Below are 25,397 nucleotides of genomic sequence, written 5' to 3' on the forward strand. Positions count from 1 at the left end.
CTATCTACTTCCGGGCACTTAAAAACAGAAACAATGGAATACGCTGCCTGCGCAGATAGGTTTCCTCGTTTACAAAATAAGCACGTTGTGGTGCTGACTCACGTAAATGCTCTACATGGAACCCTGCCCGCTGCAATGCCATAAAGTAAGATTCAATGGAACGATGCATCTTTTTCACAGAACCGCCCAGCCACTGCTGCTCACGATATCCTTCTACAAAATACTGATCAACCACCCAATCCGTTCGCGTCCCGGAAGGTTGCAGTGTGGACGTGATCACAGGATGTTCTACAGAGAATACAAATGTCCCGTTCTCTTTCAAAGTATTGTATATGTTGCGGAACAGGCTCTCCACATCTTCAATATAGTGAACAGCCAGTCTTGATATAACCAGATCGTATGCTCCGGCCGGGTAGGTCCAGTCTTCCATGAACGCTTGCTCAATCCGGGCATTTAATCCTTTTACCGATTCGTTAGCTGCCTGAATCATATTCACAGAACCCTCAATCCCCGTATACGTCGCACCTTCGCGCTCCCTACTCAGCAATTCTGCGGCGAACCTTGCATCTCCACAACCAAGGTCCAGTATGTTCTTGCCGGCAACATCTCCAATCAACTCCAGCATCACCGGCTTCTCCAACGTATCATTGGCATTCTCCTGCCACTGGCGACGTTCCATGTACTTCTCAAAGTTCGCCTCATCATCGTAAAAGTCCGATCCTCTGTCCTTCATTCCGCGACCCTCCATTTTGGATAAGCATGCTTCCTATATACAGCCTGTAAGAGTATACAGAATATGGATGTGTCTGGCTATAACAAAAAAGGCTGTTGTCTGGAGTTATCCAGCAAACAGCCTTTCTGCCTTACACTTATAAAATTTCGCCGCTTAGCCAAAACGTTCTGTTTTGTACCATTTGCTTTCGCGTTTCCGAATCTTGTCCATAATCAAGGAGTAGAATGCCTTGATCGAGATCAGGATGAACAGCTGTGCATACGTGAAATAGGACACGCAGGCATAGATGAAATTACGAGTATTGCTCTGTCCAATATCTGCGGCAAGTGCCAGATTGATCTGTAACACGTAAATAAAGTACATGAGTGCCCAACCAATGACCAGGAACACATACGCATCGCCGGCAAACTGGAACGGTGAACTTACCTCTGGTTTAAATATCGCAATGACCCGATAGACCAGATTCACGAGAAATATAATATCCGATACAATGATCGCAAGCATAAACCAGAAATAACTGACGGCATAATAGATGACCAGCAACTTATTACGCCAACTGGAACGGTTAAACAGGTTATGGATATTATCCAGTACCACCTGGTAGTTCCCCTTGGCCCAGCGTTCGCGCTGCTTCATGTACACACTAAGCTGTTCCGGCTCCTGCTGATAGGCTTCCGCTTGCGGCGCAAGTGCCACAAACTGTCCGCGATTCAAAATCTCAAATGATAGCGCCGTATCTTCTGTAATGGCTGTCACATCCCAGCCGCCAATCTCCCGGATCAACTCGGTTTTGATAATGTAATTCGTTCCCGGGATGGAACCAAGCTGGAACAATTCCCACAGACCCGTGTGATACACACGTTGCGAAGTAATGATCTCCAGATTAATGCATTTGGAGAGGAAATTCTGTCCTCTGTTGCGTGCTTTGTTTCTACCAAAAACCACGCCATATTGTTCAGGGTTCTCCAGCGATTTTTGCGTCAAAAACATTAATGCATTCCGTTCAGGTGCGGCATCTGCATCGAAGATACAGATCCAGTCGCCCGTGGCAATTTCCAGTCCGTCATTTAATGCCCCGGACTTGCCACCTGTTCCTTTACGCTCCATTACCGTCACATTGCGATGCCTATAACTGGTCTGACTGAGGAATGATCTCAGCTTCTCTGCGGTATCATCTGTACAGTTATCCGCGATCACGATGACCTGGACTTTATCCTCCGGATAATTCAGGCACAGAATATGCTCTACTGTCGCAACAATAACTAGACCCTCGTTATGCGCAGGTACCATGACCGTGACTGTTGGATAATGATCCATATTTTCAGGGATCTGAATCCCTTTTTTGTCCTGTTTATTAATAAAACGAATCGCACCTGCCATAATAACAATCGACTCGAATACGGCAATCCAGATACTAAATATGGATAATATTAATATAAAATCAGCCACTTACTTTCCTCCGATCATACTTGCGAATAACTTTCGACCGAAAGCGAAGGGTTGCAATTGTTAACCAAATCGTGATTACCGCAAATAAAGAACTGACGGCGATACAGATCGGGATGAACCAGGACATATAGTCCACAGCGCCTCTCTCCTTCCCGTTATATATATTCTCCGATGAGATCGGTCTCTGTGTTTCGTTCAAGGGCAGCAATAACCGCGTCAATGTCCTCGTACTTGCTGAATTGCTCCTTTTGGAATACCAGAGCACCAGAGCGTATCACCGTTTGCAGCTCATTTCCCTTTTTATCGATAATATGAAGATCCATTATGGCTTTTTTGATCCGCTGTGTAAGAAGTGGAAGATATTCCACATTCACCATAGGACATATGATGACAAATCGCCCACGATCCACGAAAAATTTATAGTCCTCATACCGAATCTGCTTCTGAATCGTACCCGAGATTTCAAGCAGGAACTGTGCATACCGGACAGAACCGAGGGATTCCATCACCAGTGGCAAAAATTCAATCTTGAACATGGCAATGCTGAATCCATACTTTTCGGAGTACCGACGCGCAAGGTTACTATGTTTGATTAACGTATCTGCCAGCGCTCCCTTATTACCAAGCGTGGTATCCAGATCGATTTCCGGGTTACGGTCCTGCATATCCTGGAGACGTTCCACTACACGTGCACTGCGCAGCAGACTTGCCTTGATGAACGCAGCCACGGCAACGTTGGCAGGGATGAGCAACCACCAGGAGAACACAAGCACATTTGCATCAGCATAAGTAACAAGCCACACAAAATAAGAAACCAGATATACAAACCCCGTCACGACGGATACACCAACAGGCAGAAAAAGACCAAAAACCAAGGCACCCAGCGACACGATACTAAAAATCAAATCCCCTGTAGTGTAGCTCTGATCCATGTACACTTTAAGATAAATCATCATTTGCTGCATCAGGGCTAGTCCAATTAAAAGGGCATATCCCCACGCAATACGGCGGGTAGGTGCTTTATTCCTCATAGTTCCTTCTCTCCGTTGAATTTATAGAACTCTTGTTCAACCTCACTTCTTTTATATCGCAACAATTTATGACATGTTTAGACAAAGCTATGCTAACACATTGAAGAATTCATTAAATGACAAAATCATTACTTTTTCATATTTTTCTGTAAATTAACTTCTCCCAATAAAGGAAAAAGATTATCAAACAGATGTGTGTTACCGTCAAATACATATCCACCTGGATAACGAGAGTCCTGACCACGCAACGTAGTCATATGGTTATACAACTGTTTGGCCCATTTTGGATCACCTGAACGAACAGCGAGTAAAATGGCAAGGCCATATACCGAGGAAGATTCATAAGAGACGGCAGGTGTGCGTGATTCTCGCTTATACTGTCCGGGCAGCTGATGCCGGGTGTTGAACTCTTTTTTCAAAAAAGAAATGAGCTTGTCCGGTTTGCGGTCGGTCACGGTTAGATGATTCGCCACGATCAACTGGTCGATCAGATTCACCGTATCATCATACGTATATTTTTTACGGACTACATCGAAGGTCTTCGGATAGAACAATCCATCGTCAGGCATCTTCTTCAGCAAAGCTTCGTACTTGGTATAGGTTCCCGGTTCCACCAACTGATGTTTTTCCATCAATTGAAGAGACGGGAGATCAACATAGACCAGACTTAATGTATCTGTGGAGTGACCACTCGCAAAATCGTGAAAATCCACATAATATCCTTTATTCTGAACCGATTGTGAAAGTGTACGGGATATTTCCGAAGCCGTTTTCAGTTTGGCTCCTCTTCCTTGTTCCCATTGATCTGCTGCCTTTAATAAGGCACCGACAATTCTAAAATCATCGCCAAGCGCGTTGGTTGTCACTTGAGATTGACCTTCGTCATCCAGCTTCCAGGCAATATATTTTTGCGGCATGAGGAAATAGGTCGTCAGCAGTTTATAGCTTTCCTCGAATAACGCCTGATCATTCTTGGCTACAGCATATTGCATCCAAAGACCAAGTGACTCAGATAAAGCCTCTCTGCCTGCTACGATGTCCGCTCTCTCTGAGGTAGCATCTTGCAAATAGGTCGCAAGTGTACCATTGGGATTAGTCATATGATCTTGAACAAAGGATACCGTAGGGGATGATTCATTCATCACAAACCGCTCCTTCACAAAAATAATTAACGCTGCTGTGATACTGACTGCCAATATGATCCACCACGTTAGCCTTTTCCGGTTTACCCGTCTCATGACTCCCTCCTGTACTGATGCTTCTCTGGCATAATGGCTCTTCTCCTTTGGATAGGTTCGGCTAGAGTCTGGGATGCAGGGGTCAAGAATCGTTCCTCTGTTCATTCCGAAATATCCATGTAGGGTCGCCGTCCACCCTTTTTGACAAATTTCCAGTCCACCTCGATATTATGTCGCATTCGACGGAGAAGCATGACCGCGGTCTCGATCTCTTCCTCCGTCAGACCATCCAGAGTCACCTGATCCGAATGCACGCCCTCTTTACGAATGAATTCCCATGCTTCAAGCCCAGCTTTGGTGGGATACAACACCTTATTCTTCTTATTACCCATTGCTGGCTGTTTAATAATGAACCCATCGGATTCGAGTTTGCTAATAGCTCTGGCCGCCGTTGTGCGATCCACTTTGATCAGTTCAGCAAGCTGATTCGGAATTATGCCCGGATTCTCACAGATTCGATACAGATATAGATATTGTCCACGGGACAGGTTCAGATGCTGAAACTCGACATTACTGATTGAATCCAGACAGCGGGCAATCATACCAATTTCACGTAGCACTTCTTTTTTCTCAGTCAACACACTCACGCCCCTATAAAATTGTTGCATTCGCAACATAATTGATGGTATAACTACAGTTGAATTGGTTTCAATTTTAAACATATAGCTCAAACCGTATATATGGAACGAAAATCGTTCCATATTCCTGTTATGTACCAGTTTATCACGTCAGGATAACATTACGATCACCCAAAGGAGAAACATTCATGAATACAACGATTGTTGAAGTTACTAATCAGGAATTGCTCGATGCCTGCTTCGCCATTCGTACGGCTATTTTCGTCGAAGAACAAGGCGTATCCGCAGCGGACGAATTCGATGCTTATGATACATTAGACGCGGAGGCGCGCCACATTCTGCTCTACGTAGACGGTGTACCTGCTGCCTCCTCCAGACTGCGCATTGTGGAACAAGTTGCCAAATTGGAACGGATCTGTGTCATGCTTGATTACCGCAAACACGGCCTGGGCCGTGTGCTGATCGACAAACTGGAGCAGATGGCTGTTGCTGATGGTCTTGAGAAAGCCAAGCTGCACGCACAGGTACAAGCTTCCGGGTTCTACGAACGTCTCGGATACGCACCCGCTTCGGAAGTATTTATGGAAGACGGCATTCCCCATCTGCTGATGACCAAAAAACTGAAATAATGAAACTCCAAAAAACGCCTCCGTTATCACTTCTCAGTGATATACAGAGGCATTTTGCATTCAGGCAACGCATTCGCGAATCCAACAACGGTAGATGGCACGTACAAAGTACAGGCACTGATTATAACAACCAAGTATCCTAACTTACTTGCCAGCTCCGCGTTGTGTCTTATCCCAGTGCCAGACGGCCTGGCTCGGATTCGGCAGTGTTGTTCTTCATTTGTTTACTGCGCAACTGTCCGCAGGCAGCATCGATATCCGTACCATGTTCCATACGTACAGTGGAGTTGATGTTGTTCTTTTTGAGTGTATCATAGAAGCCCAGAATCGACTCTTCTGTACTCCGTTGATACTGACTGTGCTCATCCACCGGGTTGTATGGGATCAGATTCACACTGACCATACTTCTGCGACTGGACAACAGTTCAGCGAGCTCCGCGGCATGCTCACGTTGATCGTTAACATCACGTAACAGGATGTACTCAAACATGATGCGTTTGTTCGTTGTAGCCAGATAATAATCCACCGCATCCATCAATTGCTCAATCGGAAAAGCCCGGTTGATCTTCATGATGTGTGTACGCAATTCATTATTAGGTGCATGCAGAGAGATCGCTAAGTTAACCTGCAGACTGCTGTCTGCAAATTCCTTGATCTTGTCCGGAAGGCCACTCGTGGACACAGTAATCCGTTTGGCGGCAAGTGCCAGTCCTTTGCGATCCTTGATGACTTCGATGAAATCACTCATGTGCTGGAAGTTGTCGAATGGTTCACCAATCCCCATCACAACCACGTTAGTTACCCTCTCGTCTTGACCCGCTGCATCCAGATGTCGCTGCACATGCATAATCTGTTCCACAATCTCTCCAGCGGTCAGGTCACGGCTCTTCTTGATCAGACCGCTCGCACAGAAGCTACAGCCAATATTACAACCCACTTGTGTGGTTACACAGACGGTAAGTCCGTATTTCTGTCGCATTAATACCGTCTCAATCAGGTTGCCGTCCTGCATCCGAAGCAGAAACTTCACGGTACCATCTGCCGATTCCTGCTTCACATGTTCGCTCAGCGAGTTCATGGTGAAATGCTCGGAAAGAACATCCAGACATTCTTGACGGACATCAGACATCGCGGGAAAATCGTGTACACGCTCTTGATATAACCATTCCCAGATCCGGGATGCACGGGATTTTTTCTGCCCATGCTCCGGCAGCCAGGAACGTAATTGCTCTAATGTTAATCCATATATGGATGATTTGTTCATTGTATAATCCTCTTTTCGCAAAAAAGCATATGGCTTATCGGTCCTACCCAAAAAACCTCTACTCCGTATTGTCCCAAAATTGACGAGGGAAAACAAGGGCTTTTGCATTTCTTCCAAGAGGTTTTATCCATGGTAAATCTGCACAACAGACCATATTTAACCCTATCGGGCCTTCACCATTAGAAGTGAATGATGCCGGATGTGTGCAGTAGAACCAGCAAAACCAGGATCGGAGCCACGTAACGCAGCATGAACAGCCACACCCGGAACCATCCGGAACGCAGGCCGGAAGCTTCCGCAGCCGTTTTCCAGAAGTATCCGGCAAAAATCGTTACAAGCAGTCCACCTACAGGCAGCAGGATGTTGGATGCTACAAAGTCCATCCAGTCGAACACACTCTTCGATCCAATCGTCCATTCAGGCAGCAAGCCGAGCGACAATACCGAAGGAAGTCCTACGATGAAGACCGCTAGAGAGATAACCCACACCGAACGACTGCGGCTCCAGGACAAACGTTCCATGAAATATTTCACCGGAACTTCCAGCAAGGATACTGCTGACGTTAATGCCGCAATAGCCAGCAGGATGAAGAACAGTCCACCAAACAAGAAACCAAGTGGCATCGCCGAGAAGGCCGCCGGAAGTGCCACAAAGATCAGTGAAGGTCCTTGGTCCGGTGCAATACCAAACGAGAATGTTGTTGGGAAGATGATCAGACCCGCAATGAATGCATAGATCAGGTCACCCGCGCCGACGGCGACGGTTGCCGCACCGAGGGACTGATTTTTATCCACATACGAACCGTAGGTTACAAGAATACCCATCCCAAGTGACAGGGAGAAGAAGGCATGCCCAAGCGCCACCAGTGCAGATTCCGTTGTAAGCTGCGAGAAGTCCGGATTCAGGAAGAAGGATACCCCAGCTCCTGCACCCGGCAATGTAACTGCACGAATCATCAGGATAATAAGCAGTACAAGCATAGCTGGAATCAGAACTTTGTTGAATTTCTCGATTCCGTTGGATACCCCTTTGGCTACAATCCAGCCTGTAATTAGGACCGCGACCAGTTGCCATACAATCGGCATATAGCCACCTATGAAGGAATCGAACTGTCCGGCATAATCCGGATTGTTGAACAGTGTTCCACTGAATGACGTAATTGCGTATTGGAGGGTCCACCCTGCAATAATGACATAAAAAGAGAGGATGATAAAAGGCGTCAGTACTTGCAGCAAACCGGCTGCGAGCCAACCTTTATGTCCACCTGCTTTGATAAAAGCCGTAGCTGCACTACCTCTGCCACTGCGACCAATCGCAAGTTCAGCCAGGAGCACTGGCAGACCAATCAGCAGCAAACAAACGATGAAGAGCAGGAAAAACGCAGCCCCTCCGTTTTCACCCGTAATGTATGGGAATTTCCACATGTTGCCCAGACCAACCGAACTACCAATGGCCGCCAGGATAAATCCAGCTTGAGAGAAACGTTCTCCTTTGCCAGCGTTGTCTTGATCTAGATTAGGCTTACTAAAATTCATCGTATCTACTCCATCACTTTAAAGTTTTCCCGTAATTATATACTACTCACCTTGTCAGGTCATTCGAAATTCGAAATTTGTCGAAATGTTATTTTTTTACATATAAAACGCACGGAAATCTTCATCTCATAAGTTCCTTAAACACAGTATGTGATAAAGTCCGTTAGTCCAACCGTATGAAGTTTCAACAAATCCGTATTCCCAACTGTTCAAAGCCCAATAGAATCAAAAAGAGGTGTCCCCTCAGCCATTTGGATGACTGCGGAGCACCTCTCTTTTTGAATTACACTTTAATTTGAAGTAACTCGTACTTGATAACGCCCATCGGAGCATTGACATGAATGACGCTGCCCACTTCTTTGCCCATTATCTCCTTGCCCAGCGGGCTCTCGTACGAAATTTTATTATCCGCAACATCGGCCTCGGCAGGGCCAACCACTTTATATTCAATCTTCTCGGCGAACTCAATGTCATTAAGCAACACCGTGGATCCAATGCTCACTTTGTTGGAGTCTATATTGTCTGAAGAAATGACTCTTGCTTTTGTCAGCATCTTCTCCAAGATCAAAATTCGGGTCTCCATAAAGGCCTGATCATCTTTGGCTGAATGATACTCACTATTTTCCTTCAGGTCACCGTAACTGATCGCAAGTTTCAGACGAGCTGCCAATTCCTTACGCTTCACCGTCTTCAAATCCTTCAGTTCGTCCTCCAGCTTTTCCAAGCCTTCCTGTGTCAAAATCACTTCATCATTAGCCATTTTTCCATCTCCTAATCCTGCTATCTATCTATATTCTAACCTATATCCACTCCAAAGGGTTAGCATACCCCGGAAAAAGAAATAGCTCATCCATATATTGTATTTCAATGAAATCAGAACCATGCCCATCTCTTGAGATGAATTTCAAGGCTTTGTTCAATAATTGTACCGTTACAATCTGCACAACTGATGATGTCGTTTTCATCCGTTCGCTTTTACAATGAACACAGGGCAGCAGAAGTTTATAACCATCGCCTGCAGCCCACTATATGACGTGAGGTGATCTGAATAATGATTGAACTATTGAATACAGCTGAAATACAGGCCTATCTGAAACGGATCGGCATAGATGATATAAAGGAACCTACACTGGAATTCTTATTTGAACTCCAGCGAGCACATGTGCAATATTTATCCTGGCAAACGGTCGATATTTTTGCAGGTCTTCCTGCGGAAATCAGTCTTCAAGATTCAATTCAGCTTATATTACAGGGACGTAGCGGCTACTGCTTTCATCTAAATGGTGCATTTAGTGTTCTTCTCCGCTCGCTGGGTTATACGGTTGATTGGCATCGCGGGGGAGTACAGCCTCATGGGGAACAACCCCGTGTGAACTCATTCCATCTCGGTCTATCTGTGCTTCTGCCAGATGCTGACCCGACAGTTGAACGCTGGATTGTAGATGTAGGTCTCGGCGGAATGCCCTTTGAACCTCTGCCACTTCGTTATGGAACCTATGGTTCAGCTCCGTTTACGTACCAATTGATGCCATCATCTGTTGTGGCTGGGGGATGGCGGCTTGAGTACGAGCCGCATGGGCCAAGTGAAGGTGTGGACTATGCTCCTGAAGCAATTACCAGCCTGGAAGAGTTCATTCCCAAACATGAATTCTACAGTCGGGCAGTCGAATCACCTTGGCATAACGTATTTTTGCTTCGTCAGCGGGATGAGATCCGCAGTCATGAACTACGTGGATGTATGCTCCGAACACATGATATCGAAGGAATCCAGAAAAAGGAGATCCGGGATTATACCGAGTGGCGTAACGTATTAACTGAAATATTCTATGAACCCTTGGTGAATTACAACGAACTGGAATGCCAAGATATGTGGGAGCGAGTGCAGTCTGCGCATACAGAATGGAAACGAGTACAGGAAGCATGATGAAGAAGATGCACAACCTGAGGCCTTAACATAAAAAGCGAGACAACCGGCTTGCTTTTTAGGGGCATCCGTATAGTGATGATTTGGGAGGAAGAGTTGAGGGCCCATTCCATATGAAGGAAAGTTACTGATCCACGCCGAATATGTCCTCAGGTGATTAATGATGATAACTATTCGTGTACTCCAAGTTCCAGAAGTATTGCCCGAGGCGAACTGGAACCAATTGCTGTCGCAAGTTTCTGCGGAGCGACGTGCTCAAGCTTCGCGTTTTGTGCATCAGGCTGACGCGTATCGTTCCGTGCTGGGAGAGATATTGACCCGTGTGACTTTGAGCAAGTTAACTGGACTGAGACCTGCTGAGCTTTCTTTTACCCGTAATTCCTACGGCAAACCTTCGCTCATTCACCATTCGGATGTACAATTCAACGTCTCCCATTCTGGTGATTGGATTGCGCTGATCTCCGGGAGTACAGATGAACTAGGCGTGGATGTGGAAAAAATAGCTCCAATTGACATGCAGATTGCAGAGCGTTTCTTCTCTCCTAAGGAGAGCCAGTTCTTGGTCGCCGAGCCTGACGATCGTCGGCTGGAAACCTTCTACCGTCTATGGACGCTGAAGGAAAGTTATATCAAGGCAGTCGGTATGGGGTTGTCCATACCACTGGACTCCTTCGCCATCCTTCCCAATGAGCGGGAAGATTGGCATTGCAAACAGGCTGCAGCACATCGCTTCTATAGTCAGCGTTTGGATGATCAGCATATGCTTGCAGCCTGTTCAGCCGGGGGAGAGCTGTCGAGCAAGCCCGAGATCATCACTCTGGAGGATCTGTATACAGAGTTAGTATAAAGTGGTGCCGGGCCTCAACGAGTTGGAATCAGTTGAGTTTTATAAGAGGCGCCATTAAGGAAATTCTGCTAATGTTAATCAAAAAAAGCTAACGACGTGAGCATCACGCGTTAGCTTTTTAGCTTTAAATTCACACTCCGTTTACGTCTCTGACGTATGGATAGGACTAATCCCGGCTCCGCAATTTGCCAAGCAGACGGATGATCTCAATGTACAGCCATACCAGCGTTACCATCAATCCAAATGCACCGTACCACTCCATATACTTGGGCGCACCACGTTCAGCACCACCCTCGATGAAGTCGAAATCAAGGACGAGATTGAGGGCAGCCACAATGACGATAACGACCGAAATACCGATGCCAATCAAGCTGTTATCATGCAGATAAGGAATTGAAATGCCGAAGAAACCCAGTACAAAGCTCAACAGATACATGATCATGATGCCGCCAGTTGCAGCAACAACGCCCAACTTGAAGTTCTCCGTAGCTTTGATCAATCTGGTTTTGTATGCCACCAGCAGAGCGATGAATACAGCCATGGTCAACAGAGCCGCCTGCAAGGTAATTCCGTTATACAGTGACTCATAGGTTGCGGAGAGTGCTCCCAGGAACAGGCCTTCTGCCACGGCATAGACAGGTACGAGATACGGTGCCGCTACGGGTTTGAACGAAATCACAAGTGCCAGAATGAAACCAACAATTAATCCACCATAAGCGAGCGGCATCACTTGTTGTCCGTTAAAGAACATCATCCATGTTGCAAACGCACTGCCCAGCAGAATCACAAGCGTAATAAACGCTTTGTTCACCGTGCCGTTGATTGTCATGTAATTCTGATACCGATCTTCTCCATATCCTCTGTTTTCAAACGTGCTGTCTTTAAGTGTAGGGTTACCGCTACGACCGATCAACACAATCACCTCTTCATATGTATTTGGTATATCTATGATACTAAGCTTGGGTTTACTACGTTTCAAATTCTACAAGCTACTCCCTCAAAAAGATCGGGATAGCACCAGAAGGAATCGGATGCAATCCTTCGATCACATCCTTACCCACTGGCGCAACACTTAGGACATATGTCCCAGACATTGCATGTTCATGTGCTTTTTAAGCGTCTTATTTGTACAAGACTTTATCTACATTGTATTTCGCACGCATCGTGTTGATGATATACGTCTCGTAAATTTCACGATCTACAGGATCTTCAACCAGGCATACTTCAATCTTCGTTACTTCTTCGCGGTGATTCTTAATTGGTGATACTGTGTCTTCAAAATGCTTTTTGATACGTGGTCTTAATTTTCGTGCTTTCCCGACAAATAACAACTCTCCAGCGGCATTGTAAAACATGAAAATCCCGCCTAGTTCCCGGGTAATCAGGTGAAAATCAGTAAATCCATAAATGTGGCTAAGCTGTGGATCAGCCTGCTTTGTGATGGTTACATCCGGTGTTGGCACGGTAATATTAATCAATAGGCTCACTTCCTCATTATCTATAGGTTTTCATCCTATCACATATTATAAAGGGACACCATTTCAATCTATATGAAGTACAATTCACGCAATTTTCGCTATTACGACAAATATTTCAAAAAAAAGGTTAACTTCCCTGATTCAAAGTGGTACTATAGGGGTATGAGGAAGAAATTGGGCACTGAGACATACGTCTTTATATCTACCTCCGTCTATTGTACCCTATGATTGAAACTCTTTTTCATGCTGAATTCTGTTACGTGATCACGACAAGAGTACAGTTAGCAAGAACCCTAGCTTATAGATTGTGGATTCATCATCTAATCGACCCTTGCAGCAAGCAAACCTAGAAAGACCTAGATTCATGATTCACTGTAGATTTTAAGTATCACCTAGAAAGCCTGCAATTATAGTCGTACTGAAGTTAATAGACACACGTAGAAGGTCAGATAGCTATCGATCCTAGAGAGACTAGTCATGCAATACAACTGTAGAAATTATAGCAGCAGTACTATAGAAAATGGATCAAGTTTCACCACCAGGCCCCGGCATACTGCCAGGGCTTTTTTGCGTTTGTGCGAACAACCAACCACACGCTCAGGGAAACAGAGGTATCGTGGTTCTTTCTGCGGGGTTTATAATATGACAAGATACCAGTAGAGGGAGTGATGGGATGTATTCCGATCTGCAACTGACGGAGGACCGCCCTGTATATATACAAGTCAAAGATTATATGAAGCGATTGATGCTCAAAGGCGGCCTGCAAGCTAAACAAAAACTGCCCTCGACCCGTGAACTCAGTACACTCATGAAGGTTAGTCGCAGCACGGTCCTGCTCGCTTATGCCGAGCTTGAAGATGAAGGTCTGATCTATGCAGTCAAAGGCAAGGGCAATTACGTCAGTACCTCCATCAAAACACCTGAGGCAGCAGCAAGCTGGGAACTGGACTGGACGACGGAGGTAAGCGAGTATGCAATTCAGGCAGAGCAGTACGATCTGATGAAGCATGGCTCCGGAGCAGAGCGCGGTGAGATATCGTTTACCAGCATAGCGCCGGATGAAAAGCTGTTTGATCTGCACAACGTGAAACGGGCTTTTCTGGATCGCATGTCACTTGAGGGCGAAGTACTGCTGAATTACGGATATGCGCAAGGATACAGACCGCTGATGAACTATTTACTACGTTATATGGAGAACAAAGGTGTTGACCTCCGTGGCAAGGACATCCTGATCACCAACGGATTCACGGAAGGATTCGATCTGGTGCTTGGAGTGTTACGCAAAAAAAGCGGAAAAGCGCTCTGCGAGAATCCAACGCACCACACGGCGATCAAAAATCTAAAGTTGCACCAGTTCCACCTGACCGGTGTGAACATGGAGCCGGATGGCTTGGACTTGAAGCAACTGGAACATGAACTTGAGGCAAGTCCATATGATCTGGCGTATCTCGTGCCATCCTATCACAATCCAACCGGGATTGTGACGTCCCCTGCGAAACGGGTAGAGATCATCCGGTTGATGAACAAGTATCAGGTACCGATTATTGAAGACGGTTTTAACGAAGAATTGCGATATTCCGGTTCGCATGTCTCTCCCCTGATCGCCAGCATGGGCAAAGGCAATGGACTGGTGTATCTGGGCAGCTTCTCCAAAGTCCTGTTCCCAGGTCTGCGGGTGGGTTGGATTATTGCGGATGCGGCGCTGATTGATTATCTGGAGAGTATGAAACGGGCACGCAGCATCCATACCTCCACGCTGGACCAATCATTATTGTATCAATATCTGAGCAACGGTAATTTCGAGAAATATTTGAAGCGAGCTCGCACCGAATATAAGCGAAAATATGAATTGGTTGTGCGTTGCCTGAAACAGTATCTGCCAATGTGCCGAATTTCCGGTGCGGGTGGTCTGCATCTGTTCGTGCAGTTCCCGTCCGAATACAGAACCCGTGAACTGCTGGAAGCCTGTAAAGTGAAAGGTGTAACGTTCACACCAGGGGATACCTTTTATCTGGAACCCGGTCAGGGTGTAAACACGATGCGTCTGGGTTTCTCCAGAGTCAGCGATGAGAATATACGTAAAGGCATTCGCATCATTGGCGAGACAGCAGCTCAAATGAGATAAGGAGGATTTCACATGAAAGTTGGCGTGATTATGGGCGGTACATCTTCAGAGCGGGATATTTCCCTGCTCACCGGACAGGAGATGATTGCAAACCTGAATAGAGACAAATACGAGGTTGTACCCATTGAGCTGAATACCAAGCGCGATCTAATCGACAAGTCAGCGGGGATCGATGTGGCACTGCTTGCCCTGCATGGCAAATACGGCGAAGACGGTACGGTCCAAGGCACATTAGAATCTCTGGGTATTCCCTACACAGGCTGTGGTGTGCTTGCAAGCAGTGTATGCATGGATAAAGACATGTCCAAACAGCTCATGCAGCATGCAGGTGTACTTACTGGAGAATGGCTGCGAGTGAGCCATATGGAGGCACTGTCCTCTATTGCTGTTCAACAATTAACGTACCCCGTGGTGGTCAAACCCAATTCAGGCGGTTCCAGCATCGGTACCCAAGTGGTGAAGGAAGCTTCCGCCCTGCCAACTGCTGTAGAGGCTGCCCTCGCCTGGGATGATACGGTCATGATTGAACAGTATATCGAAGGTGAGGAGATTACCTGTGCCATTCTGGATGGTAAGATGCTGCCGGTGATCTCCATTCGTTCGAGCGCCGAGTTTTTCGATTATGCCTCCAAATATGATGACCACGGGGCCGATGAGCAGGTTGTGCAATTGCCTTTGGACCTTCACAATCGCGTCGAAGCCGCGGCCTTGGCCTGTTATCAGGTGCTCAAATGCAGCGTCTACGCTCGCGTGGATATGATGATTCGGGAGGGCATGCCGTATGTGCTTGAAGTGAATACGCTGCCGGGTCTTACCCGTAACAGTCTGCTGCCCAAAAGTGCAGCTGCTGCAGGCATTTCTTTTGCAGAACTGCTGGATACCATTATTGAACTTTCGTTGAAGGAAAGACCCAAGGAGGATACAACATTATGAGCCTGGATGTGACGATTAGACATAGCTCCACTACCGATCTGCAAGATATGGTCATTCTGATGGACCAACTTGGTTATCCCACCACGTACGCCGAGATGGAAGAGCGCTATACCCATATCTCTGCGGACGCAAACTTTACTACACTCGTTGCTGAAGCACGAGGCCGCGTAGTTGGACTGATCGGATTACAGACTTCTTATATGTATGAAAAAAACGGAAGACACTGCCGCATCTTGGCATTGGTTGTACACGACCAGTTCAGGGGCTCAGGCATCGGCCGTCAGCTCATTCTTGAAGCCGAACAATGGGCAGCCACGCATAACGTGGATTCCTTGTCTCTGAACAGTGGCAATCGCCCAGAACGTGAAGCTGCACATGAATTCTATCGCCAGATGGGCTTTACAGCCGGGAGTACCGGCTTTAGCAAAAAGCCGCAGATTCTACAGCATACTTAACCTGCCGGATACGGGATACGCCCCCTTAAATATCAAATCAAAAAAAGAACGCCCCAATCCACACATTGGCGAAAAAGGGCGTTCCTCAGTATATATCTATGCCACATTGATATACTTTTTGATGAATATGGGATCAATATTTGGCTGACTGCGCACCATCAATCGGAATAATGGCTCCATTGATAAACGGTGCTTCGCCAGACAGCAGGAAGGCAACGAGACGCCCTACTTCCTTCGGTTCACCCAAGCGCTTCGCCGGGTTGTCCTTCACGAACTCTTTGGATGCTGACTCCCAGTCATTCGGATTGATCTGTTTGAACGAACCGATGACCATATCTGTCAGAATGGCTCCGGGTGCAATTGCATTAACGCTGATCCCGTGCTCGGCGTATTCAATCGCTGCGTCTTTGGTCATGCCGGCTACGGCATGTTTGCTCGCTCCGTAGGCAACCAGGTTTGGCACGGCGCGAATCCCTCCAACAGAGGACGCGTTCACGATGTAGCCTTCGCCCTGTTTTTTCATCACAGGTAGAACATGCTTCAACCCAAAAAATACACCCTTCAGATTGATGTCGATAACTTTATTAAACATCTCCGTCTCGTAGTTCTCGATCAGGTTTTGCTTGCCTTCAATGCCTGCATTGTTGAAAAATGCATCGATACGCCCAAATTCATTGACCGTATCACTAACATACTTCTTCACAGCTTCTTCGTCCGATACGTCACCTTCAATTAACAGAAACTCGGCATGCTGTACCTCTTCCGAGATCACACGCTTGGTCTCTTCCAGCGCCTTCATGTTCACATCCACTAGGGCAAGCTTCGCCCCTTCACGTGCAACTTCCACAGCAGCGGATCGTCCAAGACCGGAGCCACCGCCTGTAATCAGTACCACTTTACCCGCAAATCGTTCAGTCATAATCCATAGACCTCCCTTTGCTGTTTTTGACATCCTCCATACGTAAATACCCATTTCTTCATTTGCTCTAATCTAACGGGGATCTGTTACAACCATCATCTCAACCGGATTAGTATTCTTCCGTATGGGCCCTGCCATTCCTCTGACCTGGTACGAAATGACAAAGAGGAGAACCTCTACTAGAGGCACTCCCCATGCATTTCATTATTTTAAGTCATAAGAAATTAAGGACGGTCAATGTAGATCCAGCCTGTTTCTTGTTCCTTATCTACAGTAGCTCCAAGGGATTCAGCCATAAAGCGCAGCGGCACATACGTCTTGCCGTCTTTGCCTACATAAGCGGATTCCACCATGGTTACTTCTTTACCAGCAACGGTTGCCTTCTTGGAACCTACGGTCAGGACAATCTCATCACCAGTGATGTCGTCAATGACAACGATTTGGTTCGAGCCTTTGGTCCATTTCACTTCAGCATCCAATTCTTCAGACACGTAGCGAAGCGGTACAAATGTTGTGTTCTTCACAGTGATCGCCCCAGCGTATTCATCATCCGGGAAGAGCACTACACTTTTACTCGTGATCCCAGCCTCATCTTTCAGCAATTGGTATGCGAGTGAATTGGAATCAAAATTGCGCAGCATCTGTCCAGGCGTAATATCATCCTTCATCAGATCCATAACGCCACCCGATACATCCACTTCATCAACTGCAACTGTGCCACCGATATTCCACTGTTCACTGTCTCCACTTACGGTTACAGAGTTTACCGGCAGATCCTCAGAAGCAGGCAGTGCTACTTTCAGTTCAAAGTTTTGCTTGCGAATATCCAGCTTGCTGTCGAGATAAAAGTCCAATTTCAGTTTGGTTTCTGTGCCAAAGACCGTTTTGAATTCAGGAGTCTCATTCAACAGGTTGTTCAGCTCCTGATCATAATTGACCAGCATACTGTCCAGTCCTACTTTGATGATGGCATACAGAGACGCAACGGCTTCATCTTTCGATTCAGGAACGATCGAATTCAGCGTGTCGTCTCCCCCACCTTCTACCTCATTCACTGCTTCCAGTACAGGGTAGAACACATCGTACAGATCGCCAATCAAATCTTTCAGTCCTTGCTCATCCTTCGAAATACTCGTCAGGAACGGTTTAACCATGGCAAGCATCTCTTCACCACTAACTTCCAGATGCAGCTTGGAGAGGCTAAGTGCTTCGCCATTCACGGATTCCTGTACCGGTGTTACGGAGATGTTCTTCGGATTGGACAGATGCTTCAGGACAAAAGAGAACAGTTTCGGGGAAATTTCCTCGAGTTGTTTCTCCAGAGCCTTCGTATCTACCATCGGAAGCGCCTGTGCATCCTGGAACGTATCCAGAGACATGTACAGCGGTTTCTGGGCTCCGTCCAGATCAATGACCAATTGGGACTCATTCATGGACACGTGGAAAGGTAACTTCGTTCCCTCCATGCTCAGTGTACCTTTGATCGATGCTGTCTTCGCATCTTTCATTTTGGCTTGATCAATATCCAGGGAAATGGAATTAATTAGTTCGATCATTTCAAGGTCTTTCTCTGTAGCAAATTCCTTAGCCGGTTCTATGTTTATATTCATGGATTGTCTGGATTCACCGGACTTGATACTCGCGCCATTGGCCATTGCTTTGCCAACGTCTACTCCACCCACAGCCTGACATCCTGTAAGAACAACCATTAAAAGTACTAGTGGCACTGCCATCCATTGGACTAACTTCCGATTCGTAATATGAACTCCTCCTTAGAAAAATATGGTTCATTTCCATTATGAAGGTATAGGTAATTCTTGTAAACGGATACGCAAAAAAATAAACCAAAAGGCCGGAACATGTCCGACCTCTGGTCTATCTATATTTCAGCATATCGTATGTTTCGATAAAACATCCTGCTTCATTGTGCAATGCTGGGAGTTATTCTTGCTCCTGATCTTCTGCAAGTTTCTCATCCGTTTCTTCATCTTCCGCAGTTGGGGGAGTCTCGAATTGATCCGGCTCATCCTCTTGAATCGCTTTGTTTTCTTCGTTCTGATCCTGTGTCATATCGCATTCCCTCTCTCTACCGGATTGTCATGCATCAAGGCCTGAGCCTTGTGTCTATCAATAACCCGAATAGGCGTAGTTCAAACCTGCTCTGTGTCGGCCAACCATTTTCCATCATAATTTCAATGCTCACTTAGAAAACATAAAAGATGATCCCGTTCCCACTTGCAGCCGTGGCCTGAAATAAGGCTTGGACATCATCCACAGTCTGAACGATCTCCTGAAATGTCTCTTCCGCATCCCAATCTTCCATGACTGGATAGACGCCTTCAGCGATCATCTGGTCCAGACTATACCGCTGCTTTAATTCTTCCGGTGTGAGCTGCTCCAATGCCATGTAGGCTTCCAGCACCTGCTCGTTACTAAGCAAAAACAGATCCATGTCTGAATAGTTTCCCACGTATTGCTCACCTGCGAGAGGCACCACAAAACCGAGAGGTGGTTCCCCCTGTACCAGGTTACCGTTCAGCGTGAACTGCAGCATCTGCCATGTTTTATCGATATCCAGATCCACTGCACAATCATGCACACTAACCTCGCCTGACTTGATGGATTCAACTAGCTCCTTTGTTACCACAAGATATCTGCCGGACATTCCCATACCGCTACCCCTCCTGTGTAATTCCTTCTATTGTTCCCCATTAACCGTGCTTGTTGGTTCAGAATCGGGGTAATCCCTATCAAGGAGGGTGTATACATGAAAAAATTTGATTACAGTCTCAATTATGATGAGTTGGATCTGCGCAAACACCCTGAGCTGTACACCGTAGGCCGGGGAGAGCAGGGCGTTCTCATGGTTGAGCCATACAAGGGCGAGATTCTGCCACACTGGCGATTCAAAACACCCGAGATTGCGACGGAGTCATCGGAGAAAATCTATGAGCTATTTTTGGAGTATAAGAAAAAGGGTGATTTCGTCGGTATGGATATGGCTCGTAAATTTCTCCAGATGGGTTATACACGGGCCAGACGGTATACAAATCACAAAGGAGGACGCAAATACTCAAAAGAGGATGGCTCAATCTTACCCTATCAGAATGATAAGGTGAAGGCAGAAGCCGCGGCTATATTCAAAGCACAATGGGAGATTGCGAAGACCGATCCAGACTATGTGAAAATGAAGAAGGAGCATCGGGAAAAGTACGAGTCTGATGAAGCGTAGGATCAACGGTGAAAAGATTGACTTATGGAAACATTTGTCTCAGAATCGATCTTGTTACTGTACATTTTCAACCATTATATTGGAGAAGAGAGGCGCATCCGATTATGACAGACTCGTTCATCCACTTAAACACAGGCCAGAATATCAGTATCAACGAATGTGCTCAACTTCAGGTAACCATTCAATGTACATCATCTCCTTCTCCCTTGGATGTTAGCTGCTTTATGGTGAACGAAGAGGGAAAGGTCCCATCTGACGACTATTTTGTATTTTATAATCAGAAGGCCGATCCCCATCAAAGTGTACTTCTTCAACAGGCAGAGGAACTGAAATCCTCGTTTGTACTGGATACGAATCAATTACAGCAGGCCTCTGTGGAAAAATGTGTGTTTACCGCTACTCTGGATGCGGGAGGGACTTTCGCCGATGTTCAGGCATGTCAGGCGATTGTACAAGCTGGTTCCCAGCAGATCACCTATGAGATCACACAGGTCACTGCGGAAACAGCACTTATTCTCATTGAAATCTATAAGTATCGTGACGGGTTCAAAGTTCGTGCGATTGGACGAGGTTTCTTTGGTGGATTGCAGCCGCTGGCAGAGTCATTTGGTGTTGAAATTGAGAGTAACGACACCTCGGAAGCCGAACAGGTTCTTCTCACGGCACAAGCTGAAGTGGCAGCGGCCTCTCCAGAAGTCTTGGTACCTGATGCTGCACCAAACACGAATCATGCGCCGCTTAACCTGACCAAGATCGATCTCCTCAAGCGTAAAGTAACCCTGTCTCTACAAAAGAAAAAGATCGAACCTATACAGGCACGTGTTGCCGTTGTGTTTGACGCATCAGGTTCCATGTACCATCTATATCGTAAAGGCATCGTGCAAGAAGCCTTCGAGCGTATCCTGGCGATTGCATCCGCTTTTGATGATAACGGAGAGCTGGACGTCTGGTTCTTCGCCAAAGACTTCTTGCGTGCACCTAGCGTCACCGCCAGGGATTTCGAGAATTATATTGAACGCACATATACGCTGGGAAGCAAAGGCGGTACCAATAACGAACCTCCTGTGATGCAGGATGTCATTCGCAAATATACGATCGAGGAACCCGATGTGAAGATTCCAACGTATATTATCTTTTTTAGCGATGGTGGAGTCAGTCAAAAAGGGAAAATCATGCGGCTTATTACCGAAAGTTCAACCAAAAACCTGTTCTGGCAATTTGTTGGCCTAGGCCAAGCCAATTACGGTATTCTCGAGAAACTTGATGACATGACTGGACGTTTCATCGATAATGCTGATTTTTTTGCTCTCGACGACATCTCCAAGATCAGCGATGAAGAATTGTATGATCGTCTCCTCACTGAATTTCCAGGCTGGATAAAGGAAGCTCGGGCCAAAGGCATTTTGGCCTAAAGCTTTTACCCTATACCCCTAATCAGGCTTGTACTTTTTCTGCTTTACCATCCTTGGAACGTGGACGGAGCATACTTCCTACGATTCGCAACATCAACTTGCGTGGCACGAGGCGGGTGAACTGCGCTGTCCAGTAATTACCGGCCCCCGGCACAGCATAAGGTTTGCCTGACTCGAGTGCACTCATGGCCACCGCCACGACATGCTCAGGTGTATCACGTTTACCCACCGAGGCTTCATCAGCACCCACTACATCAAAGAACGAAGTCTCGGTTGAACCTGGGCATAGTGCCAAAAACTGAACGCCACGCTTCCTGTTTTCTTCGTATAATGCCTCTGTAAAAGAAAGTACAAATGCCTTCGTTGCTCCATACACAGCCATATAGGGATCAGGTTGAAAGGCAGCCGTCGACGATACATTAATTACAGCACCATTTTTCTTCTGTAACATGCCTGGCAAGAAAAGATGTGTCATGTTTGTCAAGGCGAGCACGTTCAACATAATCTCCTCCTGTTGCCGGGAACCATCCAGTTGTTCAAAACATCCATGGGTAGCAAATCCCGCATTGTTGATCAGCATATCGATGTGTATTCCTCGATTCTGACATTCCTCATATACGTTCTGAGGTGCCTCTACTTCGGAAAGATCCGATACGATTACCTCAGCCCTTACTTGATATGTACGTTCTATACGTTCTGCCAATTGATTCAGTTTGGATTCTGTTCTGGCCACCAGCACGATATTTTTACCCTTAGAAGCCATTTCGAGTGCAAAAATTTCCCCAATACCTGAAGAAGCACCTGTAATAAGTACCCATTGATGCTGTTCCTTTATCATCTCTCATCCATCCTCTGTGTATAATTTAAACACTCGTTTTCATTAGGAAACACTGTTTCTGTATAGAATCATCGTAACCAAAACCCATGACGATGTCAAATGCATTTGTTAAATTTGATTCTAGAACGGAGTGCTTACTTACTAAACTCGGATTAAATTGACGTTATCTGGCGTAAAACAGTAGAATGACCTTAAGAAAAGGAAACGTAGTTTCTGTTCAACAACAATACGGTTACGAGGATGAAATCAATGAAGGATCTTAATTCGGGTTCCACGGAATCTGCACATACGGTAACAACCTTTCAGGAAGCCAGACTGCAGCACTCGCATAATCTGCGGCAAAATATTGTGCATGCTGCTGCTGCTTTACTGCAAGAGCATGGACCAGAAGCCGTCACAGTACGCCGTGTAGCTGAACGCATGGAGTGCTCGACCAAAATCATATATAACCTCTTTGGCAAAAAAGAAGGGTTAGCCAAACATCTGTATCTAGAGGGATGTTCCCTCATGGCCCAGCGTTTTGAAGCTATGCCCCGGCAGGCATCGTTCGAACAATATTTCCGTGATCTGGCCCATGTCTATTGGGACTTCGGCATTTCTCAATCCAGCTTCTATCAGCTGATGTTTGGAGGATCTTTTTCCGAATTCAAACCAGATGGAGAGACCTTACAGGGAACAGCAACTGCACTGAAACAAGTGTCTGCCTTGGTTGAGGTAGCGATTGAACAGGGAATGCTTCAGGTGCAAGATCCCCTGCTTGCGGTTCGGATGATCTGGGCTCCCTTACACGGTGTTATTCATCTGTATTTGGGAGGCCATATTGAGAGCGAAGAAGCTGCCAAAACCCTCTATGATCATACGTTGTCCATGGTTATACACTCCCTTGTGAGTACATCTGCGAATGGGTAAGCATTAAACCTGTGCTGTTTTAGATACTTTTAGAAGATAAACAAAAAGGAGCAGCCCCATTGGCGTAATACGCCTAGGGCATGCTCCTTTGTTTTGTTGACTCATCTAGTTCCGTAACGGTTTCAGTCGATTAACGTGCCTCTTCGTTCTCAGCTTCCCAACGTGCAATTTCTTTACGCACGATAGGAGCGACTTCTTTACCAAGCAGTTCGATCGCTCTCATGACCTCGTTGTGCGGCATGGTTCCGAGTGGGGTGTGTAACATGAAGCGTGTAATCCCAACTTCTTTGCGTAGGTAAATAATTTTCTGAGCTACGGTATCCACATCACCTACATACAATGCACCTTCCAGGCTGCGCGCCGCATCAAATGTCGCACGGCTGTAGTGTCCCCAGCCACGTTCACGACCCAGTATGTTCATGACCGCTTGCGCTGGCGGGAAGAATTTCTCCACGGCTTCGTCTGTTGTATCGGCAATGAAGCCGTGAGAGTGAGAAGCAACGGTCAGCTTGGAAGCATCATGTCCTGCATGTGCAGCTGCTTTTTTATACAGCTCCACCAGTGGTGCGAATTGCACCGGACGGCCACCGATAATGGCAAGCACCAATGGCAAACCGAGCAATCCTGCACGAACTACGGATTCCTGATTACCACCACTGCCAATCCATACCGGAAGCTTTTCCTGTACAGGGCGCGGGTAGACGCCCAGATTGTTAAAGGAAGGGCGGTGTTTGCCTTCCCAAGTTACTTTTTCCGAATCACGCAGTTTGAGAAGCAAATCCAGTTTCTCGTCGAATAACTCATCGTAGTCGTTCAGATCATAGCCAAACAGTGGGAACGATTCGATAAATGATCCACGCCCTGCCATAATCTCTGCACGTCCGTTCGAAATGCCGTCCAGTGTCGCAAAATCTTGATATACCCGTACCGGATCATGCGATGACAGCACAGTTACTGCACTCGTCAAGCGAATATTCTTGGTCTGTGAAGCTGCGGCCGCCAGAATGACAGCTGGTGATGAAGCGGCGTAGTCGGCACGATGATGTTCTCCCACGCCATATACATCCAGACCTACCTGATCTGCCAAAACAATCTCTTCAACAACATCCCGAATACGCTGCGCATGACTGATAAGTTCTCCTGTTTTTACATCCGGATTCGTCTCCACAAATGTACTAATTCCGATTTCCATTGTCTGTTCCTCCCTGGTATGAAGCGATCCGTTGTTCATCTTACCTATTGTAAGTAGATCACCTTTTGTTATGTATCTTAATATTGAACTATTTTGATGAAAAACACAAGTACCCCCTGTTTCCAGAGGGCACATTTATGTTTATTTTCTATAGATTACAGCTTATCTATACTTAGTTCCATCAGGTTGGCATTAATTACAACACCGGTCTGTTTCATAAAATTAAATCCCAGAATTCCGTCAATCTCCAAACCATAATCCATATTTCCTATTTCAACTTGAAAATCATTAATCGTTGTTCCATCTGAAATTTTCATCGAGGACCTCTCATGCCAACATATCGTTCTCTTGCCAGAACTTCTGGACGTGAAGTGTGAAAAAAGCAGTATTCCCGTCTGGGATCTTCCTGATGCAATTCACCATAACGTTTTAGTGCCTTTGTAGAATCATCAAATGAATCAATCACTGCCATCTCTTCAATATAACGCTGGCCTTCTCTAGAATGCGCCTTGGTTGCCTCAAAAACGACCCACTCGTTAGGGAATCGCTCCTGAACTTCCTTCCATTGCATAGTGACACCTCCAGACCATTAGATAGAGATATTATATCATGTGGAAACAGTATTCCACGGGCTGAAATTCTAAAATACATAGATTTTTAGAGCATTGCCTGTAAG

General features: G+C 46.2%; 27 protein-coding genes. 9 read left to right on the plus strand and 18 right to left on the minus strand.

Going from position 1 to position 25,397, the window contains the following annotated elements; translation table 11 throughout:
- Positions 1 to 4: 4 nt before the first annotated feature.
- The 5 genes from NST38_RS29510 to NST38_RS29530 all read right to left on the minus strand — a co-directional run bounded on the left by NST38_RS29510 (position 5) and on the right by NST38_RS29530 (position 4,993).
- Positions 5 to 733: a class I SAM-dependent methyltransferase gene (locus tag NST38_RS29510; protein ID WP_076251957.1), complete on the minus strand. Its 729-nt coding sequence runs from the start codon at positions 731 to 733 to the stop codon at positions 5 to 7.
- A gap of 153 nt (positions 734 to 886) precedes the next feature.
- Positions 887 to 2,182: a glycosyltransferase family 2 protein gene (locus NST38_RS29515; RefSeq protein WP_076251959.1), complete on the minus strand. Its 1,296-nt coding sequence runs from the start codon at positions 2,180 to 2,182 to the stop codon at positions 887 to 889.
- A 155-nt stretch (positions 2,183 to 2,337) separates the two neighbouring features.
- Positions 2,338 to 3,213 carry a diguanylate cyclase domain-containing protein gene (locus tag NST38_RS29520; RefSeq protein ID WP_076251961.1) on the minus strand — a complete coding sequence of 292 codons (876 nt, stop codon included), beginning with the start codon at positions 3,211 to 3,213 and terminating at the stop codon, positions 2,338 to 2,340.
- Positions 3,214 to 3,341: 128 nt separating this feature from the next.
- Positions 3,342 to 4,451 (minus strand): glycosyl hydrolase family 8, encoded by a 1,110-nt coding sequence (locus NST38_RS29525; RefSeq protein ID WP_076251962.1) that lies wholly within the window; start codon positions 4,449 to 4,451, stop codon positions 3,342 to 3,344.
- 101 nt (positions 4,452 to 4,552) lie between these two features.
- Positions 4,553 to 4,993: a MarR family winged helix-turn-helix transcriptional regulator gene (locus NST38_RS29530; protein ID WP_256720070.1), complete on the minus strand. Its 441-nt coding sequence runs from the start codon at positions 4,991 to 4,993 to the stop codon at positions 4,553 to 4,555.
- A gap of 224 nt (positions 4,994 to 5,217) precedes the next feature.
- On the opposite strand from NST38_RS29530, the gene NST38_RS29535 reads away from it, so the two are divergent.
- Entirely contained in the window at positions 5,218 to 5,658 is a 441-nt protein-coding gene (locus NST38_RS29535; protein ID WP_076251964.1) for a GNAT family N-acetyltransferase, read from the plus strand.
- Between the two features lie 169 nt (positions 5,659 to 5,827).
- Here the strand turns inward: NST38_RS29535 and rlmN are convergent, their stop codons facing one another.
- From rlmN to greA, 3 genes are all read right to left on the minus strand, one after another.
- Positions 5,828 to 6,922, minus strand: a complete 1,095-nt coding sequence (gene rlmN / locus NST38_RS29540; RefSeq protein ID WP_076251965.1) for a 23S rRNA (adenine(2503)-C(2))-methyltransferase RlmN — start codon at positions 6,920 to 6,922, stop codon at positions 5,828 to 5,830.
- Between the two features lie 179 nt (positions 6,923 to 7,101).
- Entirely contained in the window at positions 7,102 to 8,457 is a 1,356-nt protein-coding gene (locus tag NST38_RS29545; RefSeq protein WP_036612255.1) for a sodium-dependent transporter, read from the minus strand.
- Positions 8,458 to 8,740: 283 nt separating this feature from the next.
- Positions 8,741 to 9,217, minus strand: a complete 477-nt coding sequence (gene greA, locus NST38_RS29550; RefSeq protein ID WP_036612258.1) for a transcription elongation factor GreA — start codon at positions 9,215 to 9,217, stop codon at positions 8,741 to 8,743.
- A gap of 294 nt (positions 9,218 to 9,511) precedes the next feature.
- Between greA and NST38_RS29555 the strand changes: the two genes are divergently transcribed.
- Positions 9,512 to 10,381 (plus strand): arylamine N-acetyltransferase family protein, encoded by an 870-nt coding sequence (locus tag NST38_RS29555; protein WP_370511432.1) that lies wholly within the window; start codon positions 9,512 to 9,514, stop codon positions 10,379 to 10,381.
- A 163-nt stretch (positions 10,382 to 10,544) separates the two neighbouring features.
- Positions 10,545 to 11,228, plus strand: coding sequence for a 4'-phosphopantetheinyl transferase family protein (locus NST38_RS29560; protein ID WP_076251969.1), 684 nt, complete (start codon positions 10,545 to 10,547; stop codon positions 11,226 to 11,228).
- A 166-nt stretch (positions 11,229 to 11,394) separates the two neighbouring features.
- Here NST38_RS29560 and NST38_RS29565 read toward each other — a convergent pair whose 3' ends face one another.
- Complete coding sequence (locus NST38_RS29565) at positions 11,395 to 12,141, minus strand: Bax inhibitor-1/YccA family protein (RefSeq protein WP_036612268.1); 747 nt, start codon at positions 12,139 to 12,141, stop codon at positions 11,395 to 11,397.
- Between the two features lie 208 nt (positions 12,142 to 12,349).
- Positions 12,350 to 12,706, minus strand: a complete 357-nt coding sequence (locus NST38_RS29570; RefSeq protein WP_036612270.1) for a nucleotide excision repair endonuclease — start codon at positions 12,704 to 12,706, stop codon at positions 12,350 to 12,352.
- Positions 12,707 to 13,379: 673 nt separating this feature from the next.
- Between NST38_RS29570 and pdxR the strand changes: the two genes are divergently transcribed.
- The 3 genes from pdxR to NST38_RS29585 are packed head-to-tail and all read left to right on the plus strand — an operon-like array spanning position 13,380 to position 16,219.
- Complete coding sequence (gene pdxR / locus NST38_RS29575) at positions 13,380 to 14,831, plus strand: MocR-like pyridoxine biosynthesis transcription factor PdxR (protein WP_036612272.1); 1,452 nt, start codon at positions 13,380 to 13,382, stop codon at positions 14,829 to 14,831.
- Between the two features lie 12 nt (positions 14,832 to 14,843).
- Positions 14,844 to 15,764, plus strand: a complete 921-nt coding sequence (locus tag NST38_RS29580; RefSeq protein ID WP_076251970.1) for a D-alanine--D-alanine ligase — start codon at positions 14,844 to 14,846, stop codon at positions 15,762 to 15,764.
- Positions 15,761 to 16,219: a GNAT family N-acetyltransferase gene (locus tag NST38_RS29585; protein ID WP_235193849.1), complete on the plus strand. Its 459-nt coding sequence runs from the start codon at positions 15,761 to 15,763 to the stop codon at positions 16,217 to 16,219. Before NST38_RS29580 ends, NST38_RS29585 begins: the two co-directional genes overlap by 4 nt.
- Positions 16,220 to 16,352: 133 nt before the next feature.
- Here NST38_RS29585 and NST38_RS29590 read toward each other — a convergent pair whose 3' ends face one another.
- From NST38_RS29590 to NST38_RS29605, 4 genes are all read right to left on the minus strand, one after another.
- The gene (locus tag NST38_RS29590) at positions 16,353 to 17,138 is read right to left on the minus strand and encodes a glucose 1-dehydrogenase (protein ID WP_076251972.1); all 786 of its coding nucleotides are present in this window, start codon (positions 17,136 to 17,138) and stop codon (positions 16,353 to 16,355) included.
- Positions 17,139 to 17,362: 224 nt separating this feature from the next.
- Complete coding sequence (locus NST38_RS29595) at positions 17,363 to 18,871, minus strand: copper amine oxidase N-terminal domain-containing protein (protein WP_076251974.1); 1,509 nt, start codon at positions 18,869 to 18,871, stop codon at positions 17,363 to 17,365.
- Between the two features lie 208 nt (positions 18,872 to 19,079).
- The gene (locus tag NST38_RS29600; protein WP_256720053.1) at positions 19,080 to 19,208 is read right to left on the minus strand and encodes a hypothetical protein; all 129 of its coding nucleotides are present in this window, start codon (positions 19,206 to 19,208) and stop codon (positions 19,080 to 19,082) included.
- A 133-nt stretch (positions 19,209 to 19,341) separates the two neighbouring features.
- Positions 19,342 to 19,809: a YfbM family protein gene (locus tag NST38_RS29605; protein WP_047840919.1), complete on the minus strand. Its 468-nt coding sequence runs from the start codon at positions 19,807 to 19,809 to the stop codon at positions 19,342 to 19,344.
- Positions 19,810 to 19,905: 96 nt separating this feature from the next.
- Here NST38_RS29605 and NST38_RS29610 point away from each other — a divergent pair, with 96 nt between their 5' ends.
- Positions 19,906 to 20,370, plus strand: coding sequence for a DUF4385 domain-containing protein (locus tag NST38_RS29610; protein ID WP_047840920.1), 465 nt, complete (start codon positions 19,906 to 19,908; stop codon positions 20,368 to 20,370).
- Between the two features lie 104 nt (positions 20,371 to 20,474).
- On the plus strand, positions 20,475 to 21,782 hold the full coding sequence (locus NST38_RS29615) for a VWA domain-containing protein (RefSeq protein ID WP_076251976.1): 1,308 nt from the start codon (positions 20,475 to 20,477) through the stop codon (positions 21,780 to 21,782).
- 22 nt (positions 21,783 to 21,804) lie between these two features.
- Here the strand turns inward: NST38_RS29615 and NST38_RS29620 are convergent, their stop codons facing one another.
- Positions 21,805 to 22,620: an SDR family NAD(P)-dependent oxidoreductase gene (locus NST38_RS29620; protein WP_076251978.1), complete on the minus strand. Its 816-nt coding sequence runs from the start codon at positions 22,618 to 22,620 to the stop codon at positions 21,805 to 21,807.
- 249 nt (positions 22,621 to 22,869) lie between these two features.
- On the opposite strand from NST38_RS29620, the gene NST38_RS29625 reads away from it, so the two are divergent.
- Positions 22,870 to 23,529 carry a TetR/AcrR family transcriptional regulator gene (locus NST38_RS29625; protein WP_076251980.1) on the plus strand — a complete coding sequence of 220 codons (660 nt, stop codon included), beginning with the start codon at positions 22,870 to 22,872 and terminating at the stop codon, positions 23,527 to 23,529.
- Positions 23,530 to 23,659: 130 nt separating this feature from the next.
- Here the strand turns inward: NST38_RS29625 and NST38_RS29630 are convergent, their stop codons facing one another.
- The 3 genes from NST38_RS29630 to NST38_RS29640 all read right to left on the minus strand — a co-directional run bounded on the left by NST38_RS29630 (position 23,660) and on the right by NST38_RS29640 (position 25,292).
- Positions 23,660 to 24,721: an LLM class flavin-dependent oxidoreductase gene (locus tag NST38_RS29630; protein WP_076251982.1), complete on the minus strand. Its 1,062-nt coding sequence runs from the start codon at positions 24,719 to 24,721 to the stop codon at positions 23,660 to 23,662.
- A 155-nt stretch (positions 24,722 to 24,876) separates the two neighbouring features.
- Positions 24,877 to 25,038 (minus strand): hypothetical protein, encoded by a 162-nt coding sequence (locus NST38_RS29635; protein ID WP_179087887.1) that lies wholly within the window; start codon positions 25,036 to 25,038, stop codon positions 24,877 to 24,879.
- On the minus strand, positions 25,035 to 25,292 hold the full coding sequence (locus NST38_RS29640; RefSeq protein WP_076251984.1) for a hypothetical protein: 258 nt from the start codon (positions 25,290 to 25,292) through the stop codon (positions 25,035 to 25,037). Before NST38_RS29640 ends, NST38_RS29635 begins: the two co-directional genes overlap by 4 nt.
- Positions 25,293 to 25,397: the final 105 nt, after the last annotated feature.

Source organism: Paenibacillus sp. FSL H8-0104, assembly GCF_038050215.1.
GTDB classification, from domain to species: domain Bacteria; phylum Bacillota; class Bacilli; order Paenibacillales; family Paenibacillaceae; genus Paenibacillus; species Paenibacillus amylolyticus.

What these genes read in the sequence shown, in the direction of transcription:
- pdxR (WP_036612272.1), top strand. Translation starts at nt 13,380, where the DNA reads ATGTATTCCGATCTGCAACTGACGGAGGACCGCCCTGTATATATACAA.
- NST38_RS29640 (WP_076251984.1), bottom strand. Translation starts at nt 25,292, where the DNA reads ATGCAATGGAAGGAAGTTCAGGAGCGATTCCCTAACGAGTGGGTCGTT.
- NST38_RS29585 (WP_235193849.1), top strand. Translation starts at nt 15,761, where the DNA reads ATGAGCCTGGATGTGACGATTAGACATAGCTCCACTACCGATCTGCAA.
- NST38_RS29545 (WP_036612255.1), bottom strand. Translation starts at nt 8,457, where the DNA reads ATGAATTTTAGTAAGCCTAATCTAGATCAAGACAACGCTGGCAAAGGA.
- rlmN (WP_076251965.1), bottom strand. Translation starts at nt 6,922, where the DNA reads ATGAACAAATCATCCATATATGGATTAACATTAGAGCAATTACGTTCC.
- NST38_RS29610 (WP_047840920.1), top strand. Translation starts at nt 19,906, where the DNA reads ATGAAAAAATTTGATTACAGTCTCAATTATGATGAGTTGGATCTGCGC.
- NST38_RS29635 (WP_179087887.1), bottom strand. Translation starts at nt 25,038, where the DNA reads ATGAAAATTTCAGATGGAACAACGATTAATGATTTTCAAGTTGAAATA.
- NST38_RS29620 (WP_076251978.1), bottom strand. Translation starts at nt 22,620, where the DNA reads ATGATAAAGGAACAGCATCAATGGGTACTTATTACAGGTGCTTCTTCA.
- NST38_RS29595 (WP_076251974.1), bottom strand. Translation starts at nt 18,871, where the DNA reads ATGGCAGTGCCACTAGTACTTTTAATGGTTGTTCTTACAGGATGTCAG.
- NST38_RS29510 (WP_076251957.1), bottom strand. Translation starts at nt 733, where the DNA reads ATGAAGGACAGAGGATCGGACTTTTACGATGATGAGGCGAACTTTGAG.
- NST38_RS29580 (WP_076251970.1), top strand. Translation starts at nt 14,844, where the DNA reads ATGAAAGTTGGCGTGATTATGGGCGGTACATCTTCAGAGCGGGATATT.
- NST38_RS29625 (WP_076251980.1), top strand. Translation starts at nt 22,870, where the DNA reads ATGAAGGATCTTAATTCGGGTTCCACGGAATCTGCACATACGGTAACA.
- NST38_RS29605 (WP_047840919.1), bottom strand. Translation starts at nt 19,809, where the DNA reads ATGGGAATGTCCGGCAGATATCTTGTGGTAACAAAGGAGCTAGTTGAA.
- NST38_RS29535 (WP_076251964.1), top strand. Translation starts at nt 5,218, where the DNA reads ATGAATACAACGATTGTTGAAGTTACTAATCAGGAATTGCTCGATGCC.
- NST38_RS29520 (WP_076251961.1), bottom strand. Translation starts at nt 3,213, where the DNA reads ATGAGGAATAAAGCACCTACCCGCCGTATTGCGTGGGGATATGCCCTT.
- NST38_RS29590 (WP_076251972.1), bottom strand. Translation starts at nt 17,138, where the DNA reads ATGACTGAACGATTTGCGGGTAAAGTGGTACTGATTACAGGCGGTGGC.
- NST38_RS29525 (WP_076251962.1), bottom strand. Translation starts at nt 4,451, where the DNA reads ATGAGACGGGTAAACCGGAAAAGGCTAACGTGGTGGATCATATTGGCA.
- NST38_RS29630 (WP_076251982.1), bottom strand. Translation starts at nt 24,721, where the DNA reads ATGGAAATCGGAATTAGTACATTTGTGGAGACGAATCCGGATGTAAAA.
- greA (WP_036612258.1), bottom strand. Translation starts at nt 9,217, where the DNA reads ATGGCTAATGATGAAGTGATTTTGACACAGGAAGGCTTGGAAAAGCTG.
- NST38_RS29560 (WP_076251969.1), top strand. Translation starts at nt 10,545, where the DNA reads ATGATAACTATTCGTGTACTCCAAGTTCCAGAAGTATTGCCCGAGGCG.
- NST38_RS29530 (WP_256720070.1), bottom strand. Translation starts at nt 4,993, where the DNA reads ATGATTGCCCGCTGTCTGGATTCAATCAGTAATGTCGAGTTTCAGCAT.
- NST38_RS29600 (WP_256720053.1), bottom strand. Translation starts at nt 19,208, where the DNA reads ATGACACAGGATCAGAACGAAGAAAACAAAGCGATTCAAGAGGATGAG.
- NST38_RS29615 (WP_076251976.1), top strand. Translation starts at nt 20,475, where the DNA reads ATGACAGACTCGTTCATCCACTTAAACACAGGCCAGAATATCAGTATC.